The sequence below is a fragment of the Pseudotabrizicola sp. L79 genome, from assembly GCF_036553525.1.
Taxonomy (GTDB): domain Bacteria; phylum Pseudomonadota; class Alphaproteobacteria; order Rhodobacterales; family Rhodobacteraceae; genus Pseudotabrizicola.
The window spans coordinates 80,736-101,821 of the sequence record NZ_JAZHDA010000053.1 but is presented as its reverse complement, the minus strand read 5'-3'; the positions used below and the strand labels follow the sequence as shown (position 1 = coordinate 101,821).

The following is a 21,086-nucleotide window of genomic DNA, read 5'->3' as shown; positions in this document are numbered from 1 at the left end:
TTCATTTTACCAATTATCCTGCTACCCTGGGCTCTGACAAAAGAGAGGTTGCGCCATGGAAATGCCAAAACCCAACAGCATGATCTTGTCGGCAAAGGCAAGGATCGTGGCGCGCTTGCGCTCTGTTTTGCCCGCCGATGCCGTGATCGAGGATGAGGCCGAAACCCGCGCCTATGAATGCGACGCGCTGACCGCCTATCGCTGCCCCCCCCTTGCCGCCGTGCTGCCCCGCACCACCGAGGAAGTGTCGGCCGTGCTGCGCATCTGCCACGAAGAGGGCGTGCCCGTGGTGCCACGCGGGTCTGGCACCTCGCTTGCTGGGGGGGCGCTGCCAACGGCCGATGCGGTGATCCTTGGGGTCAGCCGGATGAATGCTGTGATCGAAACCGATTACGACAACCGCTTTATCCAAGTGCAATCGGGCCGCACCAACCTGTCGGTGACGGGGGCGGTGGAATCTGACGGCTTCTTTTACGCGCCTGACCCGTCCAGCCAGTTGGCCTGCGCGATTGCGGGCAATATCGCGATGAATTCGGGTGGGGCGCATTGTCTGAAATACGGGGTGACGACGAACAACCTGCTGGGCGTGACCATTGTGTTGATGGATGGCACCATCGTGCAGGTCGGCGGCCCCTATATGGATGCGGGCGGGCTGGATCTCTTGGGCATCATCTGCGGGTCGGAAGGCCAGCTTGGCGTCGTGACCGAAGCATGGCTGCGCATCCTGCCCAAGCCCGAAGGCGCGCGCCCGGTGTTGATGGGCTTTGACCAGAACGAGGTCGCCGGGGAATGTGTGGCCGACATCATCAAGGCCGGCATCCTGCCTGTTGCCATCGAGTTCATGGATCGCCCCTGCATCGAGGCGACCGAAGCCTTTGCCAAGGCCGGCTATCCGATGTGCGAGGCGCTGCTGATTGTCGAGGTGGAGGGCAGCCCGGCCGAGATTGACGAACAACTGGCCTTGATCAAGCAGATCGCCCTGCGCCACAACCCGGTCGAACTGCGCGAAGCCGCGGATGAAGATCAGGCCAAGCGCATCTGGCTGGGCCGCAAATCGGCCTTTGGCGCGATGGGGCAGATCAATGACTACATGTGCCTTGATGGCACCATCCCGGTGTCGTCGCTGCCCTTTGTTCTGCGCCGGATTGGCGAGATGAGTAAAGAGGTGGGGCTGGATGTGGCCAATGTCTTTCACGCCGGGGACGGCAACATGCACCCCCTGATCCTGTTTGATGCCAACAAGCCCGGCGATCTGGAAAAATGCGAAGCTTTGGGTGCGGATATTCTGAAGCTTTGCGTGGAAGTGGGCGGTTGCCTGACGGGCGAGCATGGCGTGGGCATCGAAAAGCGCGACCTGATGACGGTGCAATTCGCGCCCGAGGATATAGAGGCGCAATTGCGGGTCAAGGATGTGTTCGACCCTAAATGGCTACTGAACCCGGCCAAGGTGTTTCCGTTGCACGTCACCGCCAGCCGCCGCGCGGCCTGACGTTTCGGAAGCGGGGGGCTGTCTGCCCCCCGCACCCCCCGAGGATATTTTTGAACAGATGAAGGGGCAGGGAATGCGTCCTGCGACAGAAGAAGAACTGGCCGTTTGTATTCGGGATGCCAAGGGGCCTTTGGCCATCATGGGCGGGGGCACAAGGTCGATTGCACTGACCGAGGGCGAGGTGCTTTCGACCTCGGCGCTGCGTGGTATCGAATTGTATGAGCCCGGCGCGCTGACACTGGTGGCCCTTGCGGGCACCCCCCTTGCCGAGATCGAGGCGACGCTTGCCAAGGAACGCCAACGCCTGCCCTTTGAGGTGCCGGATATGCGCGGCCTTTTGGGGCGCGACGGCACCAGCACCATCGGCGGCGTGGTGGCGGCCAATGCCAGCGGGCCGCGCCGGGTGCAGGCGGGCGCTTGCCGCGACAGCCTGATCGGGGTGCGGATGGTCACCGGCGATGGCGCGATCATCAAGAACGGGGGCCGCGTGATGAAGAATGTCACCGGCTATGATCTGGTCAAGCTGGTGGCGGGGGCTTGGGGCACTTTGGGGGTCTTGACCGAGGTCAGCTTCAAATTGCTGCCTGTGCCCGCAGCATCTGCCACGCTGGTCTTGCGTGGCCTAAGTGATGCACAGGCCGTGGCCGCGATGTCGGCGGCGCTTGGCTCTCCGTATGAGGTCAGCGGGGCCGCGCATCTGCCGGGTGAGGGCACCTTTCTGCGGATCGAAGGCTTTGCCGCCTCGGTCGCTTATCGGACCGACCGCCTGCGCGAGCATCTGGCCGCACATGGCACGGTCGAGGTTGAGGAAAACGCCGCACGCTGGCCCGGTCTGCGCGATGTGGCGGCCTTTCACGGGCGCGCGGGCGATGTCTGGCGGCTGTCGGTCAAGCCGTCGGATGCGCCTGCCATCACGGCCCGTCTGGGGGCCGATGCGGTGCAATATGATTGGGGCGGTGGTCTGATCTGGGCGCTGGTGCCCGAAGGCACCGACCTGCGGGCGCGCCTTGGCGCGTTTCAGGGCCATGCCACCAGGATCCGCGGCCAAGGGCCGGGGGCGTTTCAGCCCGAACCCTCCGCGATTGCGGCACTGACCCAAGGTCTGCGCGCCAAGTTCGATCCGCGCGGCCTGTTCAACACCGGTCTGATGGGGGCCTGAGATGCAGACGAATTTCACCGCCGAGCAATTGCAAGACCCCGGTATCCAGCGTGCCAACGAAGTGTTGCGCACCTGTGTGCATTGCGGCTTTTGCACTGCGACTTGCCCCACCTATCAGGTGCTGGGCGATGAACTGGATAGCCCGCGTGGTCGCATTTATCTGATCAAGGACATGCTGGAAAACAACCGCCCGGCGGATGAAAAGACGGTCAAGCATATCGACCGCTGCCTGTCTTGCCTGGCCTGCATGTCCACCTGCCCGTCCGGGGTGCATTACATGCATCTGGTGGATCACGCCCGCGAATACATCGAGGCCACCTACAAGCGCCCGCTGATGGACCGCATCCTGCGCGGGGTGCTGGCCTGGGTCATTCCGCATCCGATGCGTTTTCGCCTTGCGCTGCTGGCGGCCAAGATCGGGCGGCCCTTTGCCAGGCTGATGCCCGACCCCCGGCTGAAGGCGATGCTGCAAATGGCGCCCCGGCAGATTCCGGCGGTCAGCCGCAATGACGACCCGCAAAGCTTTGCACCGCAGGGTGCGCGGCGGATGCGGGTGGCGCTGATGACGGGCTGTGCGCAAAAGGCGCTGAACACCGATATCAACGATGCCACCATTCGCATCCTGCGCCGTCTGGGCTGCGAGGTGGTGGTGGCCCAAGGGGCGGGCTGCTGTGGGGCGCTGACGCATCATATGGGCAAGGCCGATCAAAGCCATGCTTCGGCCGCCGCCAATATCCGCGCGTGGATGGCCGAAAAGAACGGGGCCGGGCTGGATGCGATTGTGATCAACACCAGCGGCTGCGGCACCACGGTCAAGGATTACGGCCATATGTTCCGCACCGATCCGACCCTGGCCGCCGATGCGGCCACGGTGGCCGGGCTGGCGATGGATGTGTCCGAGGTGCTGACCAAACTGGGCTTGCCGCAGGGCGCGCCCAAGGGGCTGAAGGTGGCCTATCATGCCGCCTGTTCCTTGCAGCACGGCCAACAGATCAAGACTCTGCCCAAAGACCTGTTGAAACGTGCAGGCTTTACGGTGGTGGAACCGGCCGACCCGCATCTGTGCTGCGGCTCGGCGGGCACCTACAACCTGTTGCAGCCGGAAATCAGCCAGCAACTGAAAGCCCGCAAGGTGCAGACGCTGGAGGCAAAGACGCCCGATATCATCGCGGCGGGCAATATCGGCTGCATGATGCAGATCGGCTCGGGCACTCAGGTGCCAATCCTGCATACGGTTGAACTGCTGGATTGGGCGACGGGGGGCCCCAAGCCACGGGCGCTGGTCGAAAAAGCGGTGGTTTAACAAGCGCCACAATCCTGCCAAACTGCTCTGGCACCCGAGGGGGCAAGCAAGCGGAGGGATGATGCGGCATTTTCATGCGATGGTGGCCATGCTGGCCTTGGCCCTGTCGGGGTTTGCGGTGCCGGGGTTTGCCCAGGATGGCGGCCTGAAGGGCCTGCAAACCGGCAATGACAGCCGGGGTTGGGATTCGGTTGGCCGGCTTAATCTGGGCGACCGGGGCTTTTGCACCGGTGCGCTGATTGCTGAAGATCTGGTGCTGACCGCCGCGCATTGCCTGTTTGACAAAGAAACAGGCGCCCGGATCGACCCTGCGACGATTGAATTTCTGGCCGGTTGGCGCAATGGCCGCGCCGCCGCCTATCGAGGGGTGACCAAGGCCTTGGCGCATCCTGAATATGTCTATGGCGGTCATGAAAACATTGACCGTGTTCAGTTCGACGTGGCGCTGCTCAAGCTGGATCAGCCGATCCGCCTGCCGTCGATCCGGCCCTTTTCCACCGCAGGCCGCCCCGCCACCGGCGATCAGGTCGAGGTGGTGTCTTATGCCCAAGACCGCTCGGAAGTGCCGTCGTTGCAGCAGCTTTGCCATGTGCTGGATCAGCGTCAGGGAATGCTGGTTTTGTCGTGCGATGTTGATTTCGGATCGTCCGGCGCGCCGGTCTTTTCGATGCGCGATGGTGCGTTGCGCATTGTCTCGGTGGTGTCGGCAAAGGCGGAAATGGCCGGGCGCAAAGTCTCGCTTGGCACGCCGCTGACCGATCCGGTGCCCCTGCTGCTGGCCCAGATGCAGGACGAAGGCACCCGCCCGCTGCCGGGGAATGTGCGGGTGTTGTCGGGGGGCTCTGGCGGAAAGTTCATCAAGCCATGACACGTTTTCTGCTGTCACTTTGTGCCGCTTTGGCGCTGTCCACCCCTGGACTTGCGCAGAATTCGGGGTTGGAACGCCTGACGCGGCCCGATCAGGTGATCAGCTGGAAAGCGGTGGGGCGGGTTGATCTTGGGGGCGCGGGCTTTTGCACCGGCACCCTGATTGCCGCCGATCTGGTGCTGACGGCGGCGCATTGCCTGTTTGATGACAGCGGCCAGCCACAGGATGTGACGCAAATCATCTTTCGCGCCGGTCTGGCCGATGGACAGTCCATCGCCGAAAGCGCAGTGGTGCGGGCGGCGGCCCATGCCGAATATGTGCCCTCGGTCGGGGGGCGGTCAAACGGCCAGCAGATTTTGCGCGATGTGGCCCTGCTGCAATTGGCGCAACCGATTTCCACGGCGCTTGCCCCGCCCTTTGCCGTCAGCAGCCCCGGCAATGGCGCAGAAGTCAGCGTCGTTTCTTATGCCCGTGGCCGGTCCGAGGCGCTGTCCTGGCAGCGCGCCTGCCGGGTTCTGGGGCGGCAGCAGGGGCTGATCGCGGTGGATTGCGATGTGACCTTTGGCTCGTCCGGCGCCCCTGTGTTTGACCGGTCGCAAGGGCGCGCACAGATTGTGTCGATCATTTCCGCAGGCGGGCGCTCTGGCACGCGCAATGTGGCCCTGGGGATGGAACTGCCGGGTCTGGTGGCCGATCTCAAGGCGCAGTTGCGCGCGGGGCGCGGTGTGATGGGGGCCGCCGCACAGCCGGGGGCGGGCGCGCGGCGCATCACCGTCGGGTCGGGCGACCGTGCGGGCGGCGCGCGTTTCGTCAAGGCCCCCACCCCTTGAACTGCGACACAAGGCTTCCCAGATAGAAATCAACCGGGTGCCAGACGGGCCCGGTCAACCGGCCCGCCCGATGATCGGGGGGCCATCACGACGCATCGCTTTGAAAAAGGATGATCCCTATGCGCAGTTTTGATCTTGCCCCGCTGTATCGCGCCACCGTTGGCTTTGACCGTATCGCCGATCTGATGGATCGCGCCTTGTCGGCCGATGTGGCCCAGCCCACCTATCCGCCCTATAACATCGAGAAAACGGCAGATGATGCCTATCGCATCTCGATCGCCGTTGCCGGCTTTACCCCGGACGAGCTGTCTGTCGAAGTGCGCGATGGTGCCCTGCATGTCGCGGCCCGCAAGGCCACGGATGAAACCGATAAAACCTATCTGCACCGTGGCATCGCCACCCGCGCGTTCGAGCGGCGCTTTGCCCTTGCCGATCATGTGCGCGTCACCGGCGCCACCCATGAACATGGCATGTTGCACCTTGACCTGATCCGCGAAACGCCCGAGGCGCTGAAGCCGCGCCGGATCGAAATTGGCCGCCCGACCGATGTGCAGGCCAAGGCGCTGGAAACGGTCGAAGTCTAAGCAGACCCCAGCCTGACCAAACTCAGCCCGCCGGATCACCTCCGGCGGGCTTTGTCGTTTTCAGCGCGCCAGATTCTGCGCCAACCGCATCAGGTTGATCGCCTCGATCCGATAGCCGAACGGGTCGTCGCCTCGGTTGTTCAGCGCCAGCTCGATCGCCTGATCCCAGCCCCAATCGCCCAGATAGCTGGCCCCGCCCAGCAATTGACCAAAGCCAGCGATGGCAGCGGCAAACCGGGCATCGGGATCGGCGGCGGCATCGGCCAGAACCGGCACCTCGATCAGGGCGCTTTTGGTTTCCCCCGGCGCCTTATAGCGCAGCCGCACAAAGCCCAGTTCCGCGCCGGGGTCGGCCTCGGCACTGCTGGGGGGGCCATAGCGCAGCGGGTCGTTCAACAGCGCGGGGCTGCCGGGCGGGGTGATTTCATACAGCGCCGTCACCTGATGCCCAGCCCCGATCTCGCCCGCATCAACCCGGTCGTTGTTGAAATCCTCGCGCCGCAGGGCGCGGGTTTCATAGCCGATCAACCGATATTCGGCCACTTGCGCGGGGTTCCACTCGACCTGAATTTTCACATCATCCGCAATCGGAAACAACGCGCCGGTCAACTGATCGACCAGCACTTTGCGCGCCTCTTGCACGGTGTCGATATAGCTTGCGGTGCCATTGCCCGACTGGGCAAGGGATTGCATCACCGCATCATCCAGATTGCCCCGGCCAAAGCCCAGAACCGAAAGATACAGACCGCTGTCACGCTGCCGGGCAATGTAATCGGCCAAAGCCGCCGGATCAGACGGGCCCAGGTTGAAATCGCCATCCGTCGCCAGCAAGACGCGGCTCACCTCGCCCGCCTGTTTCATCCGCGCGCCAAGGCGATAGGCCAGATCCAGCCCCTCGGCCCCCGCCGTTGGCCCACCCGCATCCAGCCTGTCCAGGGCGGCCAGAATGGTCGCACGCTCGGCGGCCGGGGTGGGCGGCAAAACCTCGCCCGCCGATCCGGCATAGGCCACGATGGCCACCTGATCTTCGGCGCGCAATTCGCCCAGCATCATCCCCAGCGATTGCTTCAGCAGCGGCAGTTTCGCCGGGTCATCCATCGACCCCGAGGTGTCAATCAGCAGCACAAGGTTCAGGGGAGGGCGGTCCTCTTGCGCGGGCATGCGGCCTTGCAGGGCGATACGCACCAACCGGGTGTCGGCATTCCAGGGCGTTGGCATCACCGCAACCGAGGGCAGGAACGGCGCCCCCCCGGCCTGTGGGGCAGGATAGGCATAGGGGAAATAGTTGATCATTTCCTCAATCCGCACCGCCTGCGGGTCTGGCCTTTGGCCCGCATTCAGCATGGCGCGGATCACGGCATACGAGGCCGTATCGACATCCACCGAAAAGGTCGAAACCGGCGTCTCCGCCGTGCTGCGCACCGGGTTCGGGGCGGCATTGGCATAGGCTTCACCCTCGGTTTCGACCCCGAACCGTTCCGCCTCGGGAAGGTCGCCATCCGCCACCATCGGCGGCTCGGCCATCACGGCGGGGGCCTGTGCTGCCACGGCCCCGGTGTCGGGGGCCATGGCCTTGCGCAGGGCCGGGGCGTCATCGGCCACGGCCTCGGTGTCCATCTGCACCACGGCGGTTTCAGCCACTGGCGCGGATGGGGCGGGCAACTGGCGCATGGGGCCCTGGTCAAGGTTCGGCAGCACGGCCACCATCACCAGACCAAGCGCCGCAGCCGAGGTGGTGGCGGCCAGAACGGGTTTCAGTTTCAGTCCAGACAACATGGCAAGGCATCCTTTCAGCAAACCCGCCCTTTCTGGACGGTCAGCTGTGTGACGCAGGCCATGGGGCAGTCCTTGGCGGCTGTCCTGCGCCTCGTCAAAGGCGCGCAGGGCGGCGCTCAGGGCTGCGGTGCGGGCGGGATTGCGCGCCGGGGGGCTGGCCTTCAGCGCGGCCTTCAGGGCGTCGATGTCATCTGTCATGGGTGCGCCTCCTCGGCGGCAAGGGCGCGCAGGCGCTTTTTCACTTCTGACATGCGCCAGGCAACCGTGCCTTCGGACAGGCCCAAAACCGTTGCGGCCTGCGCCTGTGTCAGATCTTCGCCCAGAACCAGGGCCACGGTATCGCGCAAGTCGGGCGGCAGGCTTTGCATCGCCGTCGCCAGCCAATCCTGCGCCGCGCGATCCTCGGCCATCGTGGCCTGCCGCGCGATTTCCCAATCGCCCCAGCCCGCGGCGGCCCGGCCTCGGGTCGCGCTGCGGCGTCGGGCATCATGGGCAGCATTGACGATCACCCGGTAGAGCCAAGTGCTGAACTGCGCCTCTCGGCGCCAGCTTTGCAGCCGCCGGGGCAATGAGGCGCAGATCTCTTGCGCCAGATCTTCGGCCTCGGCCCGCTGGCCCGTCAACCGCCAGCACAGCCCAAAGATACGGTCGTAATGCCGCGTGACCAGGGTCGCAAAGGCGACACGGTCGCCCGCTGCGGCGGCCAGGGCAAGGCCGCTGTCGGTCGGGCCTTCGGGGGCGCTGTCAAGGCTGTTCATCTGCATCACGCTATCCAAGACGCAGCCCGGTCCGCAATCCTTGGCGGCGGGGCGAAAAAAAGCCCCGGCATCGCAGCCGGGGCAGGGGCAGGGGCGCGGCGATCAGGCCAGCAGGCCGTCAAGCACACCGTAAGCGCCCGCCACGGTGGAAAGCTGACGCTCGCCCGAGGTGTCGCGTGCATAGGCGACCAGCGCGCCATAGGTGCCGGGGCCAAAGGCGCCATCAATGCTGCCCGCATAATAGCCGTAAGCCCGCAACCGGCTTTGCACCAAACGCCGTTCCGGCAGCGAAAGGCTGTTGAAGGCGCGCGCCGCATGGGTGGAATAGACCGAGCTTTGCGACCCGATCACCCGCCCCGCCGCAGGCTGGTCGTGGCGCGGCTGGTAATGGTCTTGCCGGGGCTGATAGCGGTCGTCGCGCGGCACATGCCGCCGCTGCGGCTCGGGGGCCGGGGCGGGGCGGGCTTGGGCTTGGTTGTTGATCAGCGCCCCGATGATCAGTGTGGCGGCCACCCCTTTCAGAAAGTTCCGCTCATTCCGGCCAAGGGCCTGGGCCGGGACGGCGGCCGTCAGGGCAATGGCAAGCGCCGTGACCGAGGCGATGGCAGTGGTTCTGGCAGAGGACAACTTGGGCAGCATGGTTTTTCCCTTTTCCGGTTCGCGCCGGGCCACAGCAGCGGGCCCTTGCGGCATTTCGATAGGGTCAACCTGCACATCGCGGCGCTGTTAGGCAAAAACCCACAGCTGATAGGGGATAGCACGTTTTACATCAATGGCTTAGCCCCGTATCCCCGGCGCGGATTTCAATCAGCCTTGGCCCCTGGTGTGGCTGACGCAGCGCCGCCCGCAGCGCCGCCGGGTCATGGGGCACGCTGTCAAAGGCCAGATCGCAGGCTTGGGCAAAGGCTTGCAGGCGCAGGGGGCTGGGGCTGCATCCGATCACCGCCGTGCCCGCCCCCGTCATCGCCTCGGCAATCTCGCGAAAGCCTGCGTTGTTCCAGACCACAAAGGTGATGGGCAGCGATTCATCCACCGCGCTGCGCAATTCGCCCGGGCTGAATTGCAGCCCGCCATCCCCGATCAGACAGATCACCGGGCTGGCCGGTGCGGCAAGCGCCGCCCCTACCGCCGCGCCGGGGGCAAAGCCAAGCGCGCCATAGCCGGTGGCGGCATTGAACCAGCCGTGGGGCCGGTCGTGATCGTAAACCAGATTGGCGGCATAGACCGGCTGGGTGCTGTCGCCCACGATGATTGCACCGGGGCAGGCATCGCGCATCGCCTCGACCATGGCCAGCCGTGCGGGCATCGCCGGGTCAAGCTGCGCCAGTTCCGCCCGCGCCGCCTGTCGCGCCTTGGCGGCACGATCTGCACCCTCCCTTGTTGCCTGGCCGGGCGGCACCCCTGCCAGCAGCGCCGCGATGGCCGCGCCCGCATCTGCCCGAATGCACAGGCCCGCCGCATGGCGCGCCAGTTGGGCCGCGCTGCAATCAATGCGAATCATGCCCGACACATCGGGAAACCCACCGCGCAGATACATGTCGTAATCGGTGGGGCCGATTTCCGTGCCAATCGCCAGAACGGTGTCGGCCCCGGCAATCAGCGCCCGCGTGGCCTCAAGGCTGGGCGAGGCCGGCACCGAAAGCGCATGGCCAAACATCACCCCGCGCGCATTCACCGTCTGCACCACCGGGGCGTCCAGCCGCTCGGCCAGGGCCTGCACCGCAGCCTCGGCCCCGCGAATCCCGCCCCCGGCCAAAATCACCGGCCGCCGGGCCGTGCCCAGCCGGGAAAGGGCCGCGGCAATCAGCGCCGGGTCAGGCAGGCACAGCGACTGGGCCGCAGGCGGAGGCAGGGGGGGCGCTGGCAGGGGCATCACATCGGTTGGCACCTCAATATGCACCGGGCCGGGCCGATCGGCGGTCAGGGCGGCAAAGGCCAGGTCCAGCACCGGCCCCAGCCTTTCGGGCGCAGTCACCTGAAAGCTGGGGCACAGGGCGCGCACCATGCCGGCCTGATCGGGCAGTTCATGCAGATGGCCCAGACCCGCGCCAAGGCTATCGCGCCGGTTTACCCCGGTGATCACCAGCATCGGCACCGAGTCGGCCTTGGCCTGCGCCATTGCGGTCAGCGCATTGGTCAGCCCCGGCCCGGTGATCAGAAAGGCCACCCCCGGCTTGCCGCTGACCCGCGCATAACCATCGGCCATAAAGGCCGCGCCCTGTTCGTGCCGCGCCGTCACATGGCGGATCGGTGATCCGGCCAGGCCCCGATACAACTCAACCGTGTGAACCCCGGGAATGCCAAAAACCACCTCAACCCCACGGGCCGCCAGCCCCTGAACCAGACGTTCTCCAACGGTTGTCATGCGGGCACCTGTTCCTGGGCAAAGGTTGCAATCGCCTCGGCGGCGGCGGCGATGTCTTCATCGGGGCGGGTCAGGCTGACGCGCAGCCACCCGGCCAGACCGGGGCCAAAGCTTTCGCCCGGCATCACCGCCACCCCCTTGGCCCGCAGCAGAGCCATGGCAAAGGCCTCGCCGCTTTGGCCGCTGGCCGTCACGTCGATCAGCGCGAACATGCCCGCCTGTGGCAGCGTCACGCGCAGGCCCGCCACCCCGTTCAGCCGCTGGTGCAGCATCTGCGCCCGGTGCTGAAACCGCGCCGCCATGCCCGGCGCCACATCCGAAGGCGCGGCAAGCGCGGCTGCGGTGGCATCGGCCAGAAAGGGCTGATTGCCGAACAGCATGGTTTCGGCCAGCGGCAAGGCGCGGGCGATAAACTCCTCTGGCCCCACGCACCAGCCCGACCGAAAGCCGGGGGCGGCATGCGATTTCGAGATCGAGGCCGCCGCAATCGTGCGGTCAGCCAATTCGGGGAAATCAAGCGGGGAATGAAAGGCCACACCGGGAAAGACCAGATCCTCATAAACCTCATCCGACACGATCCACAGATCATGCTGGCGGGCCAAGGCGCCAAGGGCGGCAATGTCGTCACGCCCCAGCACTGCGCCCGATGGGTTATGCGGGCTGTTCAGGAACAACACCCGCGACCGGGGGGTGATCTTGGCGGCCACATCGGCGGCTTGCAGGCGGAACCCGTTTTCAGGCAACAGCCGCACCGGCACCATCGTGGCCCCGCTGGCCCGGATCACACCTTCGTAGGTGGCATACATCGGGTCGGCCACCAACACCTCATCCCCCGCCTCGGTCAGGGCGGCGAACAGCAGATACAGCACGGTTTGCGTGCCCGGCAGGCACAGGAATTGCTGCGGCGTAAACTTCCGCCCGCGCCGCTGGCCATAGCGCGCGGTCAGGGCGTGCAACAACCCGGCCTCGCCCCGGCCATTGCTATACCCGGTGCGGCCCTGTTGCAGTGCGGCGGTGGCCGCGTCGATCAGGCGGTCGGGGGTGGGCACATCAGGCTCGCCAATGGTTAGCTCGATGATCTTGCGCCCCTCGGCCCGCAATTTGCGCGCCTCGAAATGCACCTTCCATTTCGCGCCCCCCAGATCGGCCAGACGGTCAGTGATGCTTGCGTATTTCATGCGTCTTGGTCCTTGGCAAAGGGTGTCAGATCCGTGCCCAGAATGGCCGAAATGGCCGAAAGGCCGATCTGTTCGATTTCGCGCGGGGCAAAGCTGTCGGGCAGGGTGCCGCCCTCCAGCCACAGCCCGTCAATCACGGCATTGCAGGCAATCGCCAACCCCCGCGCGACGCCGGGATTGCCCTTGCCGGGCAGGCGCTGGATCAGCGACTGCAACAGGTCGCGATAGCGCGTATAGGTGGCCATATGCACCTCGCGCATCGCCGGGTCATCCTGCACCATATGCAGAAAACCCGCCCAAAGCCGCACCCGCGTGCCATCCATGACCGGCGGCTGCAGACTGCTGCGGATCAGCGCGGCCAAGGCCGCCTCGGGGCTGCTGGCGGTGGCACTGGCCGACTGGCTGTCGGTTGTCATCCGGTCCATCATCCAGCGATAGGCATCGCGGGTCAGTTGGTCCTTTGACTGAAAGTAATGCCGGATCAGCCCCGGCGTCGTGCCTGCCCGCTCGGCAATGGCGCGCACCGTGGCCGCAGCAGGCCCGCCCTCGCTCATCAACTCGAGGGCCGCCAGGATCAGCGACTCGCGGCGCTGATCTTCGGATTCACGACGAAAGCTGCGGCGGTCGACGGTCATCGGGCAGGCCCCTCTCACTGTTATACAATCGTATAACAACGCGCAGATCACACCGCAAGCCGCCGTGCCCGCGCGCCGTTACAATTCTGCGGGCCGGTTCTCGGCCACATCCTTGTGCACGATCACATCCGCCTGCGGATAGGCCCGCAACAAGGCCCGCCGCAGGCCCGCACCGATGGCATGGGCCTCGTGCAGCGTTTGCGCCCCATCCAACTCGATGTGGATCTGAATGAAGATCCGGCTGCCCGCCATGCGCGTCTTGATGTCGTGAAACCCCCGCACCCCCGGCCAGGTGCGGGCGATGGCGGCAATGCCCTCGATCACCTCGGGGTCCGCCCGCCTGTCCATCAGCGCATGCCACGCGTTGCTGCCAATCCGCAGCGCCCCCACCACCAACAGGGCCGAGGCCCCAAGCGCCACCACCGAATCCACCGCCTCCATGCCAAAGGTGGCCGAGGCCCAAAGCGACAGGATCGCCCCGATATTGGGCAACAGATCGCCCAGATAGTGCAGCCTGTCCGCCGCCACGACCTTGCTTTGGGTCTTGCGCGCAACATGGCCCTGCCACAGCACCAACCCCAGCGTCAGCACGATCGACAGCCCCATCACCCCCATCCCCGCCGCCTCTGCCTCCAGCACGGCAGGGGCGGGCGACAACAGGCGCTGCACAGCGGCCACCGCAATCACGCAGGCCGAAATCAGAATGACCAAAGACTGACCAAGGGCCGCCAGATCCTCGACCGAGGTATGGCCAAAGGCATGGTCCTCATCCGCGGGCTTGGCGGCATATAAAATGGCCGCCATCGCCCCCAGGCTGACCATCAGATCCATCGCGCTGTCGGCCAGCGACGCCGCCACCGACAAGGCCCCGGTCATGCCAAGCGCCCAAAGCTTGACCCCCACCAGAATGGCCGCCACGCTGACCGAAAGCACCCCGGCCGAAAGATTCAATCTGGTGGTGTTGGCTGCGGTCATCGTGGGGTTCCGTCTGCAAGGGCAGGTCAGCGCAGGCATGACCAATCATGGCGCGGCCATAAAGGTCTGCCAAGCCGTTGACAAAGCAAAAAGCCGCCGGCGCCTATTCGATGCTTTCGCCGGGGTCAACGCCCCACAGGGCCACATCGGGCACCCAGCCGCGCTGACCATCGACCTGAACCCGGCACCAATGGCTTTCGCAGGTCAAGATCCGGGCCACGACGCCGCCTTCGGCCCGAAACGCCAGGGCCGCATCTTCGCGGGCCATGGTGTGAAAATCCACCATATCGCCCTGCACAATGGCCGTGCGCACCCCTGAGAGCAGCGAATAATGCACCCACCCGCCAAGGCCATCCACATCTTCGACACGGCGCCAGTTCTCAAACTCGGCCGTGATTTTCAGCGGCATGCCCGCCACGGTGAACACCCAGTCAATCCGATGCGTCAGGCCGGGGCCGCGCCGGGCATTGCCCTCATTCGTCTTCAGCGAGACATAGCGCGGCAGGGGCAGGTTCGTCACCGCGCCCCGGTTCGGGTCACGCACCGGCTCGGCCGGTTTCGCGCTTTGGCGCGGGGTGCTGACCGGGGCAGGGGCTGAGGCAGGGCCCGAGGCAGGGGATGTGGCCGGTGTCGCCACAGGGGCCGCGGCGGTAACGATCGCCGCCTCTTGCTGGGCTTCGGCGGGGGGGGCGGCCACCACGCTTTCGGGGCGCGGCTTCGGGCGCGGGCTTTCTGCCCAAGACGGGGCAGCATTGATCACGGCGAAGGCCGCGGCCACAATGGCCCCTGCACAACAAGTCTTCATCATCTGTTCCGCCTGTTTCAGACCCTTTGGCCCGGTATTCTGCTGCTCGGCCATCGGTTTTTCCCGATGTGTCTTGTGCTATTCCGTCGTGTTCTTCCGTTCAGGGGCTTGTGCCCCGGCCCGCTTGCCGTCACTTTGCCTGCAGAGACGCGCCAAGATCAAGTCCAGGGAGGCATGGATGTCCGCACAGCGGCTGAGTGTTGTAGTCACGCGACGGTTGCCCGAGCCGGTCGAGACGCGAATGAAAGAGCTGTTCAACGTCGAACTGCGTGAAAACGATGTGAAAATGACGCGCGAGGAACTGGCCGCCGCGATGCAGCGGACCGATGTTCTGGTGCCCTGCGTCACCGACCAGATTGATGCGGGCCTGATCGGCCAGGCGGGTGACAAGCTGAAACTGATCGCCAATTACGGCGCAGGCATCGACCATATCGATGTCTCAACCGCCCGACAGCGCGGCATTCTGGTGTCCAACACCCCCGGTGTGGTCACCGAAGATACCGCCGACATGACGCTGGCGCTGATTTTGGCGGTCACGCGGCGCATTCCCGAAGGTTTGGCCCTGATGCAGGCCGGGGAATGGCAGGGCTGGTCGCCGATGGCCTTTCTGGGCGGCCGCCTTGGCGGGCGTCGCTTGGGCATTCTGGGCATGGGCCGCATCGGGCAGGCGGTGGCCACACGGGCGCGCGCCTTTGGCATGCAGGTGCATTACCACAACCGCAAACGCCTGCGCCCCGAGATCGAGGAAGGGCTTGAGGCGACCTGGTGGGAAAGCCTTGATCAGATGGTCAGCCGGATGGATATTCTGTCGATCAACTGCCCGCACACGCCCTCGACCTATCACCTGATGAATGCCCGGCGGCTGAAACTGATGAAACCCTCGGCGGTGATCGTGAACACCTCGCGGGGCGAGGTGATCGACGAGAACGCGCTTACCCGTATGTTGCGCGCCGGAGAGATCGCCGGTGCGGGCCTTGATGTGTTCGAACACGGGCATGAGGTGAACCCGCGCCTGCGCGAACTGAAGAACGTGGTCCTTTTGCCCCATATGGGCAGCGCCACGGTCGAAGGCCGGGTCGAGATGGGCGAAAAGGTGATCATCAACATCAAGACCTTCGCCGATGGCCACCGCCCCCCAGATCAGGTCGTGCCCGCCATGCTCTAGGGCCGCCCCACACGCCCCGTAGGTCGGGCTTCAGCCCGACTCCTCCTCACGCCACACCCTTCCCTGCCGTCCATATCTTAGCAAACCTTGAATACCCGATTATAACCCCTTGATTTTAATGGGTTCATCAGGCGTCTCTGCCAGAGATACCCAAGGCCAAACAAAACGGCCCCCACTTCCGGGGGCCGCTTCCGCCTTTCAGCCGTCGCTCAATGATCCGCCGCCATCGCCGCCGCCTTGGCCTCGTCCACCGACCCGGCGGTTCCGTTGAAAAACGCATTCAAGACCACAGCCGAGATCGAGGCCAGCAGGATCCCGCTCTCGATCAGCGGATGCAGGTCATGCCACATCCACATCTTGAAGTTCGGCGCGATCAGCGGGATCATCCCGAACCCCAGCGATACGGCCACGATGAACAGGTTGTTGCGATTGCTGGCAAAGTTGACCCCGGCAAGGATGCGGATCCCCGTCGCCGCGACCATCCCGAACATCACAAGACCGGCCCCCCCCAGCACCATCGTCGGCACCGATTCCACCAGCGCCCCCATCTTGGGCACCAGCCCCAGCACCAGCATGATCAGGCCACCCGCCACGCAGACAAAGCGCGACTTGATGCCGGTGACCCCCACAAGCCCCACATTCTGCGAGAAAGAGGTGTAGGGGAAGGTGTTGAACACCCCACCGATCAACGTGCCCAGACCATCGGTCCGCAACCCCGCCGACAGCATCGGTTGGGTGATCTTGCGGCCCGTCATATCGCCAAGGGCAAGGAACATGCCGGTGGATTCGATCATCACCACGATCATCACCAGCGTCATCGTGACGATCATGACCGGGTTAAAGGTCGGCATGCCGAAATGAAACGGCGTGATCAGGGCGAACCACTGGGCCTCTGCCACCTTGTCAAAATGCATGGCCCCCATGGCAATGGCGATGACAACGCCCACCACAATGCCCAGCAGCACCGAGATGTTGGCGACAAAACCCCTGCCGAATTTGGCGATCAGCAGGATCGACAGCAGAACGATGGCCGAGACAAGGATGTTGCCAAGCGGCGCATAGGCCGGGTTGTTCATCTTGCCCGCCAGTGTCAGGCCGGGCGGCATTTCAGGCAGCCCCGCGGCCACAGCCCCTTCGGAGACGGTTTTCAGCCAGTCTGCATGTTCAGGGCTGACAATCTGCGGGGCGGTCGGGCCGACCGGGTTGCCGAAGATCCAGTTGATCCCGATGCGCATCAACGACACGCCGATCACCAGAATGATCGTGCCGGTCACGACGGGCGGAAAAAACCGCAGCAACCGGCTGACCACCGGGGCGATCAGCATCGAGATCACCCCGGCGGCCATGATCGCGCCAAAGATGGCCCGCGCGCCCTCGGGCCCGCTTTGGACATTGGCCATGGCAACCATGGGCCCGACAGCGGCAAAGGTGACGCCCATCATGACGGGCAGTTTGATGCCAAACCATTGGGTCGCGCCAAAAGCCTGAATCAATGTGACGATGCCGCAGACGAACAGATCGGCCGAGATCAGAAAGGCCACATCCTCGGGTGACAGTTTCAGTGCGCGCCCGACGATCAGGGGCACGGCCACGGCCCCGGCATACATGACCAGCACATGCTGCAAGCCCAGCGTAAACAGCTTTGGTGGCGGCAAAAGCGCATCCACCGGGTGAACAGAAGTGTTCATCCGTCAGTCCTTTCCCTTGGGGGCTTTGGGTTATTCGCGCCGTCTCGACACCGCCCCTCCCAAGGCGTCGTCCGGTTCGCCACACCCCCTCCTCAGGGTGCGATCACAGTCCAGCTTTCGGTGAACCGGACTTCCTCAAGGTTCGGGGTTGGGCCGATCCGGTCAACCACGGCGAACAGGCCGGGGGCATGCAGGGGCGTCAGCACCCCATGCCATGTGCCCCGGCGAAAGTTGATGCCCTGCTGGCCGTTGGTCAGAAAAGCCAGGGGCGTGTGATCGGGGCTTTGCGCCACGATCACCAGAAACGGATGCTGCGACAGGGGCACAAAGGCCTGACTGCCTTCGGGGTGACGCTCGATCAGGTCAAAGCTGTAGGGCAGGGCGCGGGGTTTGGCCTGAAAGACCGAAATGCCCGCCCGACCGTCAGGGCCGAAGTCCAGCACCGCGCGGTCGTGATGGCGTTGACACCAGCCGTCATTGATCAGCCGGAAATCGCCCGTGGCCTCCAGCACCTCGCCAAAGGGGGCGAAGGCGGCGGCGGTCAGCGGCTGGGGGGGGATCTCTTTTGTCATCACCGGCTCCGCTTTGCCGGGGCGGCGAAGGGGGCTGTCTGCCCCCTTGCGGTTTTGCAGGCAAAACCGCTGACCCCCGAGGATATTTTCGAACAGATGAAGATCATCGGGCAGGCCCAAAAGCACCGGGGCCGCGCAATCTGGCGTGGCGGTTCACATCCTTGTAGAGCAGATATCGGAACGGACCGGGGCCTGCGGCATAGCAGGCCTGCGGGCAATAGGCGCGCAGCCACATGAAATCGCCGGCCTCGACCTCGACCCAATCCTGATTCAGTTTGTAAACCGCCTTGCCCTGCAAGACGTAAAGCCCGTGTTCCATCACATGGGTTTCTTCGAACGGGATCACGCCGCCGGGCTGGAAGGTGACGATATTGACATGCATGTCATGGCGCAGATCGGCCGGATCGGCAAAGCGGGTGGTGGCCCAGACCCCGTTGGTATCGGGCATCGGGCTGGGCTTCACGTCGCGGTCATTGGTGACAAAGGCGGTCGGCGCGCCAAGACCCGGGGCCGGTTCATAAAGTTTGCGCACCCAGTGAAACCGGGCGGGGGTCTTGCCTTCGGCCAGAACGGTCCAGCGGCTGCCGGGGGGGATATAGGCATAGCCGCCTGCATCCAGTTCATAGCCTTGGCCGTCGATGGTCAGGGTGATCAGGCCATCGGTGACGAAGATCACATGTTCGGCCCCGGTTTCGGCATCCGGCGCATCCGAGCCGCCGCCCGGTTCCACCTCCATCACATATTGGCTGAAGGTTTCGGAAAAGCCCGACATGGGCCGGGCGATCAGCCACAGCCGGGCCTTTTCCCAGCCCGGCAGGGCGCTGGTGACGATGTCGGAAAAGCAGCCCTTGGGGATGAAGCAATAGGCCTCGGTGAACACCGCACGCCCGGTCATCAGGCTGGTTTGTGGCGGAAGGCCGCCTTTGGGGGCGTAATATCCGGTCATGGCAACAGATCTTTCAAGCGCAGTTCTGCAATCCGTTCCACCTGAGCGCAGGCGGTTGCGAATTCGGTTTCGGTATCGTTCGAGAGGCGGGTCTGAAAGGCCGCAAGGATGCTGGCCTTGGTGTTGTCGCGCACGGCAATGATGAAGGGAAAGCCGTGTTTGGCCACATAGGCATCGTTCAGGCGCTGAAAGGCGGCGCGTTCGTCATCGGTCAGCGCATCGAGGGCGGCACTGGCCTGTTCAAGGGTGGATTCGGCCGTCAGCCGCCTGGCCTGCGCCAGTTTGCCCGCCAGATCGGGGTGGGCGCGCAGCACGCCCATGCGGTCTTCTGGGCTGGCCCTGCGGAACATGCGGGCAAGAGCGTTGTGCAGGCCCGCGGCGCTGTCATGGGCGGGGCCCAGTTCCAGATCAAAGGCGCGCTCGGCGATCCAGGCGGAATGTTCGAAAATGCCACCAAAGCGGGCGACAAAGCGGTCGCGCGACATCTGGCTGGGCCGTTCGATGCGGCGGTGGGGATGGGTGGCGGCCCAATGGCGCGCAATATCAATGCGGCGGGGGAACCAGACATCTGTGAAGCCTTGGGCGTAATCCAGAAACCGTTTCAGCCCCGCAATCTTGCCAGGACGCCCGATCAGGCGGTTGTGCAGCCCGATCGAGAACATCTTGGCGCGGCCCGCTTGGCCTTCGGCATAAAGGGTGTCGAAGCTGTCTTTCAGATAGGTGAAAAACTGCTCGCCCGTGATGTAGCCGGGGGCAGTGGCAAAGCGCATGTCGTTTGCCTCAAGCGTGTAGGGGATGACCAGTTGGTCATGGTCGCCCAGTTCCAGCCAATAGGGCAGGTCGTCGTCATAGGCGTCGGAAATCCAGGTCAGCTTGCCCGTCTGGGCCGTCAGCCGCACGGTGTTCATGCTGCACCGGCCCGTATACCACCCCTGCGCCGGTTCGCCCACCACCTCGGCATGCAGGGCTAGGCTTTCGGCGATCTGGCGGGCCTCTTCCTCGGGGGGCATGTCGCGGTGATCAACCCATTTCAGGCCGTGGCTGGCAATCTCCCACCCGGCCGATTTCATCGCGGCCACCTGTTCGGGGTTGCGCGCAAGGGCCGAGGTGACGCCATAAACCGTGACCGGCAGGCCGCGTTCGGTGAACAGGCGGTGCAGGCGCCAGAACCCGGCGCGGGCGCCATAGTCGTAGATCGACTCCATGTTCCAGTGCCGCATGCCGGGCCAGGGGGCTGCACCGGCGATATCCGACAAAAAGGCCTCGGACTGGGCATCGCCATGCAGCAGGTTGTTCTCGCCCCCTTCCTCATAGTTCAGGACCAGCGAAATGGCGATCTTTGCCCCACCCGGCCAAGCGGCATCGGGGGCATTGGGGCCGTGGCCACGGAAATCTCGGGGATAGCGGTTCAACGGGGGCCTCTTTTGGTGGATGATTTGCAAGTCTAGGGTGAAACTGGTCAGATCGTTTTCAGGATTTTCATGAAAGTGCTATCATGAGCCGGATAGGTCGCATCAGCCGTGATTTCATGCTGTGATGGGCAAAAGCACAAGAGAAGGGCAAGCAAATGGGCCGACTTTCGACACATGTTCTGGATACGGCGCGTGGAAAACCGGCAGCGGGGGTGCGCATTGCGCTGTATCGGGTATCTGGCAACAGCCACCGAAAGATCGCCGAGGTGACAACCAATGCCGATGGCCGCACCGATGCCCCATTGCTGACGGGCGATGATTTGCAGCAGGGCCAGTATGAGCTGGTGTTTTACGCAGGCGACTATCTGCGGGCCAGTGGCCAGGCGGGCGAGGGTGAGTTGTTCCTTGACCAGATCCCCATTCGCTTTGGCGTGCCGGATGCTTCACAGCATTATCATGTGCCCTTGCTGATTTCTCCATTTGCCTATTCCACCTATCGGGGTAGTTGAAACATGACCTTGCTTTGACCGCCTGATTGGCGTTCTGATCTGGGGTCAGAAAAATCCCTTTCAGGAGAG

The 21,086-nt window shown here is 64.5% G+C and carries 20 protein-coding genes; 8 read left to right on the top strand and 12 right to left on the bottom strand.

The window, feature by feature from the left end:
* Positions 1-55: 55 nt before the first annotated feature.
* From V3C85_RS15380 to V3C85_RS15355, 6 genes are all read left to right on the top strand, one after another.
* On the top strand, positions 56-1,489 hold the full coding sequence (locus V3C85_RS15380) for an FAD-linked oxidase C-terminal domain-containing protein (protein WP_331796174.1): 1,434 nt from the start codon (positions 56-58) through the stop codon (positions 1,487-1,489).
* Between the two features lie 73 nt (positions 1,490-1,562).
* Positions 1,563-2,648, top strand: a complete 1,086-nt coding sequence (locus V3C85_RS15375) for an FAD-binding protein (protein ID WP_331796173.1) — start codon at positions 1,563-1,565, stop codon at positions 2,646-2,648.
* 1 nt (position 2,649) lies between these two features.
* Positions 2,650-3,951, top strand: a complete 1,302-nt coding sequence (gene glcF, locus V3C85_RS15370; protein WP_331796171.1) for a glycolate oxidase subunit GlcF — start codon at positions 2,650-2,652, stop codon at positions 3,949-3,951.
* 61 nt (positions 3,952-4,012) lie between these two features.
* Positions 4,013-4,819 carry a trypsin-like serine peptidase gene (locus tag V3C85_RS15365; RefSeq protein WP_445942026.1) on the top strand — a complete coding sequence of 269 codons (807 nt, stop codon included), beginning with the start codon at positions 4,013-4,015 and terminating at the stop codon, positions 4,817-4,819.
* Entirely contained in the window at positions 4,816-5,649 is an 834-nt protein-coding gene (locus V3C85_RS15360) for a trypsin-like serine peptidase (RefSeq protein ID WP_331796169.1), read from the top strand. The genes V3C85_RS15365 and V3C85_RS15360 overlap by 4 nt, the downstream gene beginning before the upstream one ends.
* A gap of 119 nt (positions 5,650-5,768) precedes the next feature.
* A complete protein-coding gene (locus V3C85_RS15355) occupies positions 5,769-6,233 on the top strand; it encodes an Hsp20 family protein (RefSeq protein ID WP_331796168.1) in 465 nt (154 codons plus the stop codon).
* A 60-nt stretch (positions 6,234-6,293) separates the two neighbouring features.
* Here the strand turns inward: V3C85_RS15355 and V3C85_RS15350 are convergent, their stop codons facing one another.
* From V3C85_RS15350 to V3C85_RS15315, 8 genes are all read right to left on the bottom strand, one after another.
* Positions 6,294-8,207: a vWA domain-containing protein gene (locus V3C85_RS15350; protein ID WP_331796167.1), complete on the bottom strand. Its 1,914-nt coding sequence runs from the start codon at positions 8,205-8,207 to the stop codon at positions 6,294-6,296.
* Complete coding sequence (locus V3C85_RS15345) at positions 8,204-8,773, bottom strand: RNA polymerase sigma factor (RefSeq protein WP_331796166.1); 570 nt, start codon at positions 8,771-8,773, stop codon at positions 8,204-8,206. The genes V3C85_RS15350 and V3C85_RS15345 overlap by 4 nt, the downstream gene beginning before the upstream one ends.
* Before the next feature lie 96 nt (positions 8,774-8,869).
* On the bottom strand, positions 8,870-9,406 hold the full coding sequence (locus tag V3C85_RS15340) for a peptidoglycan-binding domain-containing protein (protein WP_331796165.1): 537 nt from the start codon (positions 9,404-9,406) through the stop codon (positions 8,870-8,872).
* Between the two features lie 130 nt (positions 9,407-9,536).
* A complete protein-coding gene (locus V3C85_RS15335; RefSeq protein WP_331796164.1) occupies positions 9,537-11,132 on the bottom strand; it encodes a 5-guanidino-2-oxopentanoate decarboxylase in 1,596 nt (531 codons plus the stop codon).
* Complete coding sequence (locus V3C85_RS15330; RefSeq protein WP_331796163.1) at positions 11,129-12,310, bottom strand: pyridoxal phosphate-dependent aminotransferase; 1,182 nt, start codon at positions 12,308-12,310, stop codon at positions 11,129-11,131. Before V3C85_RS15330 ends, V3C85_RS15335 begins: the two co-directional genes overlap by 4 nt.
* A complete protein-coding gene (locus V3C85_RS15325; protein WP_331796162.1) occupies positions 12,307-12,945 on the bottom strand; it encodes a TetR/AcrR family transcriptional regulator in 639 nt (212 codons plus the stop codon). Before V3C85_RS15325 ends, V3C85_RS15330 begins: the two co-directional genes overlap by 4 nt.
* Positions 12,946-13,023: 78 nt before the next feature.
* Entirely contained in the window at positions 13,024-13,920 is an 897-nt protein-coding gene (locus tag V3C85_RS15320; RefSeq protein ID WP_331796161.1) for a cation diffusion facilitator family transporter, read from the bottom strand.
* A gap of 103 nt (positions 13,921-14,023) precedes the next feature.
* The gene (locus V3C85_RS15315) at positions 14,024-14,779 is read right to left on the bottom strand and encodes an SH3 domain-containing protein (protein ID WP_445942025.1); all 756 of its coding nucleotides are present in this window, start codon (positions 14,777-14,779) and stop codon (positions 14,024-14,026) included.
* 124 nt (positions 14,780-14,903) lie between these two features.
* Here V3C85_RS15315 and V3C85_RS15310 point away from each other — a divergent pair, with 124 nt between their 5' ends.
* Entirely contained in the window at positions 14,904-15,890 is a 987-nt protein-coding gene (locus tag V3C85_RS15310; protein ID WP_331796160.1) for a 2-hydroxyacid dehydrogenase, read from the top strand.
* Between the two features lie 209 nt (positions 15,891-16,099).
* Here V3C85_RS15310 and V3C85_RS15305 read toward each other — a convergent pair whose 3' ends face one another.
* From V3C85_RS15305 to puuE, 4 genes are all read right to left on the bottom strand, one after another.
* On the bottom strand, positions 16,100-17,578 hold the full coding sequence (locus V3C85_RS15305; protein ID WP_331796158.1) for a nucleobase:cation symporter-2 family protein: 1,479 nt from the start codon (positions 17,576-17,578) through the stop codon (positions 16,100-16,102).
* Between the two features lie 92 nt (positions 17,579-17,670).
* Positions 17,671-18,150: an ureidoglycolate lyase gene (locus tag V3C85_RS15300; RefSeq protein ID WP_331796156.1), complete on the bottom strand. Its 480-nt coding sequence runs from the start codon at positions 18,148-18,150 to the stop codon at positions 17,671-17,673.
* A 103-nt stretch (positions 18,151-18,253) separates the two neighbouring features.
* Positions 18,254-19,096, bottom strand: a complete 843-nt coding sequence (locus V3C85_RS15295) for a bifunctional allantoicase/(S)-ureidoglycine aminohydrolase (RefSeq protein WP_331796155.1) — start codon at positions 19,094-19,096, stop codon at positions 18,254-18,256.
* The gene (puuE, locus tag V3C85_RS15290; protein WP_331796154.1) at positions 19,093-20,508 is read right to left on the bottom strand and encodes an allantoinase PuuE; all 1,416 of its coding nucleotides are present in this window, start codon (positions 20,506-20,508) and stop codon (positions 19,093-19,095) included. The genes V3C85_RS15295 and puuE overlap by 4 nt, the downstream gene beginning before the upstream one ends.
* A 155-nt stretch (positions 20,509-20,663) precedes the next feature.
* Between puuE and uraH the strand changes: the two genes are divergently transcribed.
* Positions 20,664-21,017 carry a hydroxyisourate hydrolase gene (uraH, locus tag V3C85_RS15285; protein ID WP_331796153.1) on the top strand — a complete coding sequence of 118 codons (354 nt, stop codon included), beginning with the start codon at positions 20,664-20,666 and terminating at the stop codon, positions 21,015-21,017.
* Positions 21,018-21,086 lie beyond the last annotated feature (69 nt).

Bases quoted from the DNA above. Each gene is read 5' to 3' on its own strand.
- V3C85_RS15375 (WP_331796173.1), top strand. From the start codon at position 1,563: ATGCGTCCTGCGACAGAAGAAGAACTGGCCGTTTGTATTCGGGATGCC.
- V3C85_RS15365 (WP_445942026.1), top strand. From the start codon at position 4,013: ATGCGGCATTTTCATGCGATGGTGGCCATGCTGGCCTTGGCCCTGTCG.
- V3C85_RS15360 (WP_331796169.1), top strand. From the start codon at position 4,816: ATGACACGTTTTCTGCTGTCACTTTGTGCCGCTTTGGCGCTGTCCACC.
- V3C85_RS15305 (WP_331796158.1), bottom strand. From the start codon at position 17,578: ATGAACACTTCTGTTCACCCGGTGGATGCGCTTTTGCCGCCACCAAAG.
- V3C85_RS15350 (WP_331796167.1), bottom strand. From the start codon at position 8,207: ATGACAGATGACATCGACGCCCTGAAGGCCGCGCTGAAGGCCAGCCCC.
- V3C85_RS15315 (WP_445942025.1), bottom strand. From the start codon at position 14,779: ATGGCCGAGCAGCAGAATACCGGGCCAAAGGGTCTGAAACAGGCGGAA.
- V3C85_RS15295 (WP_331796155.1), bottom strand. From the start codon at position 19,096: ATGACCGGATATTACGCCCCCAAAGGCGGCCTTCCGCCACAAACCAGC.
- V3C85_RS15320 (WP_331796161.1), bottom strand. From the start codon at position 13,920: ATGACCGCAGCCAACACCACCAGATTGAATCTTTCGGCCGGGGTGCTT.
- V3C85_RS15325 (WP_331796162.1), bottom strand. From the start codon at position 12,945: ATGACCGTCGACCGCCGCAGCTTTCGTCGTGAATCCGAAGATCAGCGC.
- V3C85_RS15380 (WP_331796174.1), top strand. From the start codon at position 56: ATGGAAATGCCAAAACCCAACAGCATGATCTTGTCGGCAAAGGCAAGG.
- V3C85_RS15300 (WP_331796156.1), bottom strand. From the start codon at position 18,150: ATGACAAAAGAGATCCCCCCCCAGCCGCTGACCGCCGCCGCCTTCGCC.
- uraH (WP_331796153.1), top strand. From the start codon at position 20,664: ATGGGCCGACTTTCGACACATGTTCTGGATACGGCGCGTGGAAAACCG.
- V3C85_RS15335 (WP_331796164.1), bottom strand. From the start codon at position 11,132: ATGACAACCGTTGGAGAACGTCTGGTTCAGGGGCTGGCGGCCCGTGGG.
- V3C85_RS15310 (WP_331796160.1), top strand. From the start codon at position 14,904: ATGTCCGCACAGCGGCTGAGTGTTGTAGTCACGCGACGGTTGCCCGAG.
- V3C85_RS15340 (WP_331796165.1), bottom strand. From the start codon at position 9,406: ATGCTGCCCAAGTTGTCCTCTGCCAGAACCACTGCCATCGCCTCGGTC.
- glcF (WP_331796171.1), top strand. From the start codon at position 2,650: ATGCAGACGAATTTCACCGCCGAGCAATTGCAAGACCCCGGTATCCAG.
- V3C85_RS15330 (WP_331796163.1), bottom strand. From the start codon at position 12,310: ATGAAATACGCAAGCATCACTGACCGTCTGGCCGATCTGGGGGGCGCG.
- V3C85_RS15355 (WP_331796168.1), top strand. From the start codon at position 5,769: ATGCGCAGTTTTGATCTTGCCCCGCTGTATCGCGCCACCGTTGGCTTT.
- V3C85_RS15345 (WP_331796166.1), bottom strand. From the start codon at position 8,773: ATGCAGATGAACAGCCTTGACAGCGCCCCCGAAGGCCCGACCGACAGC.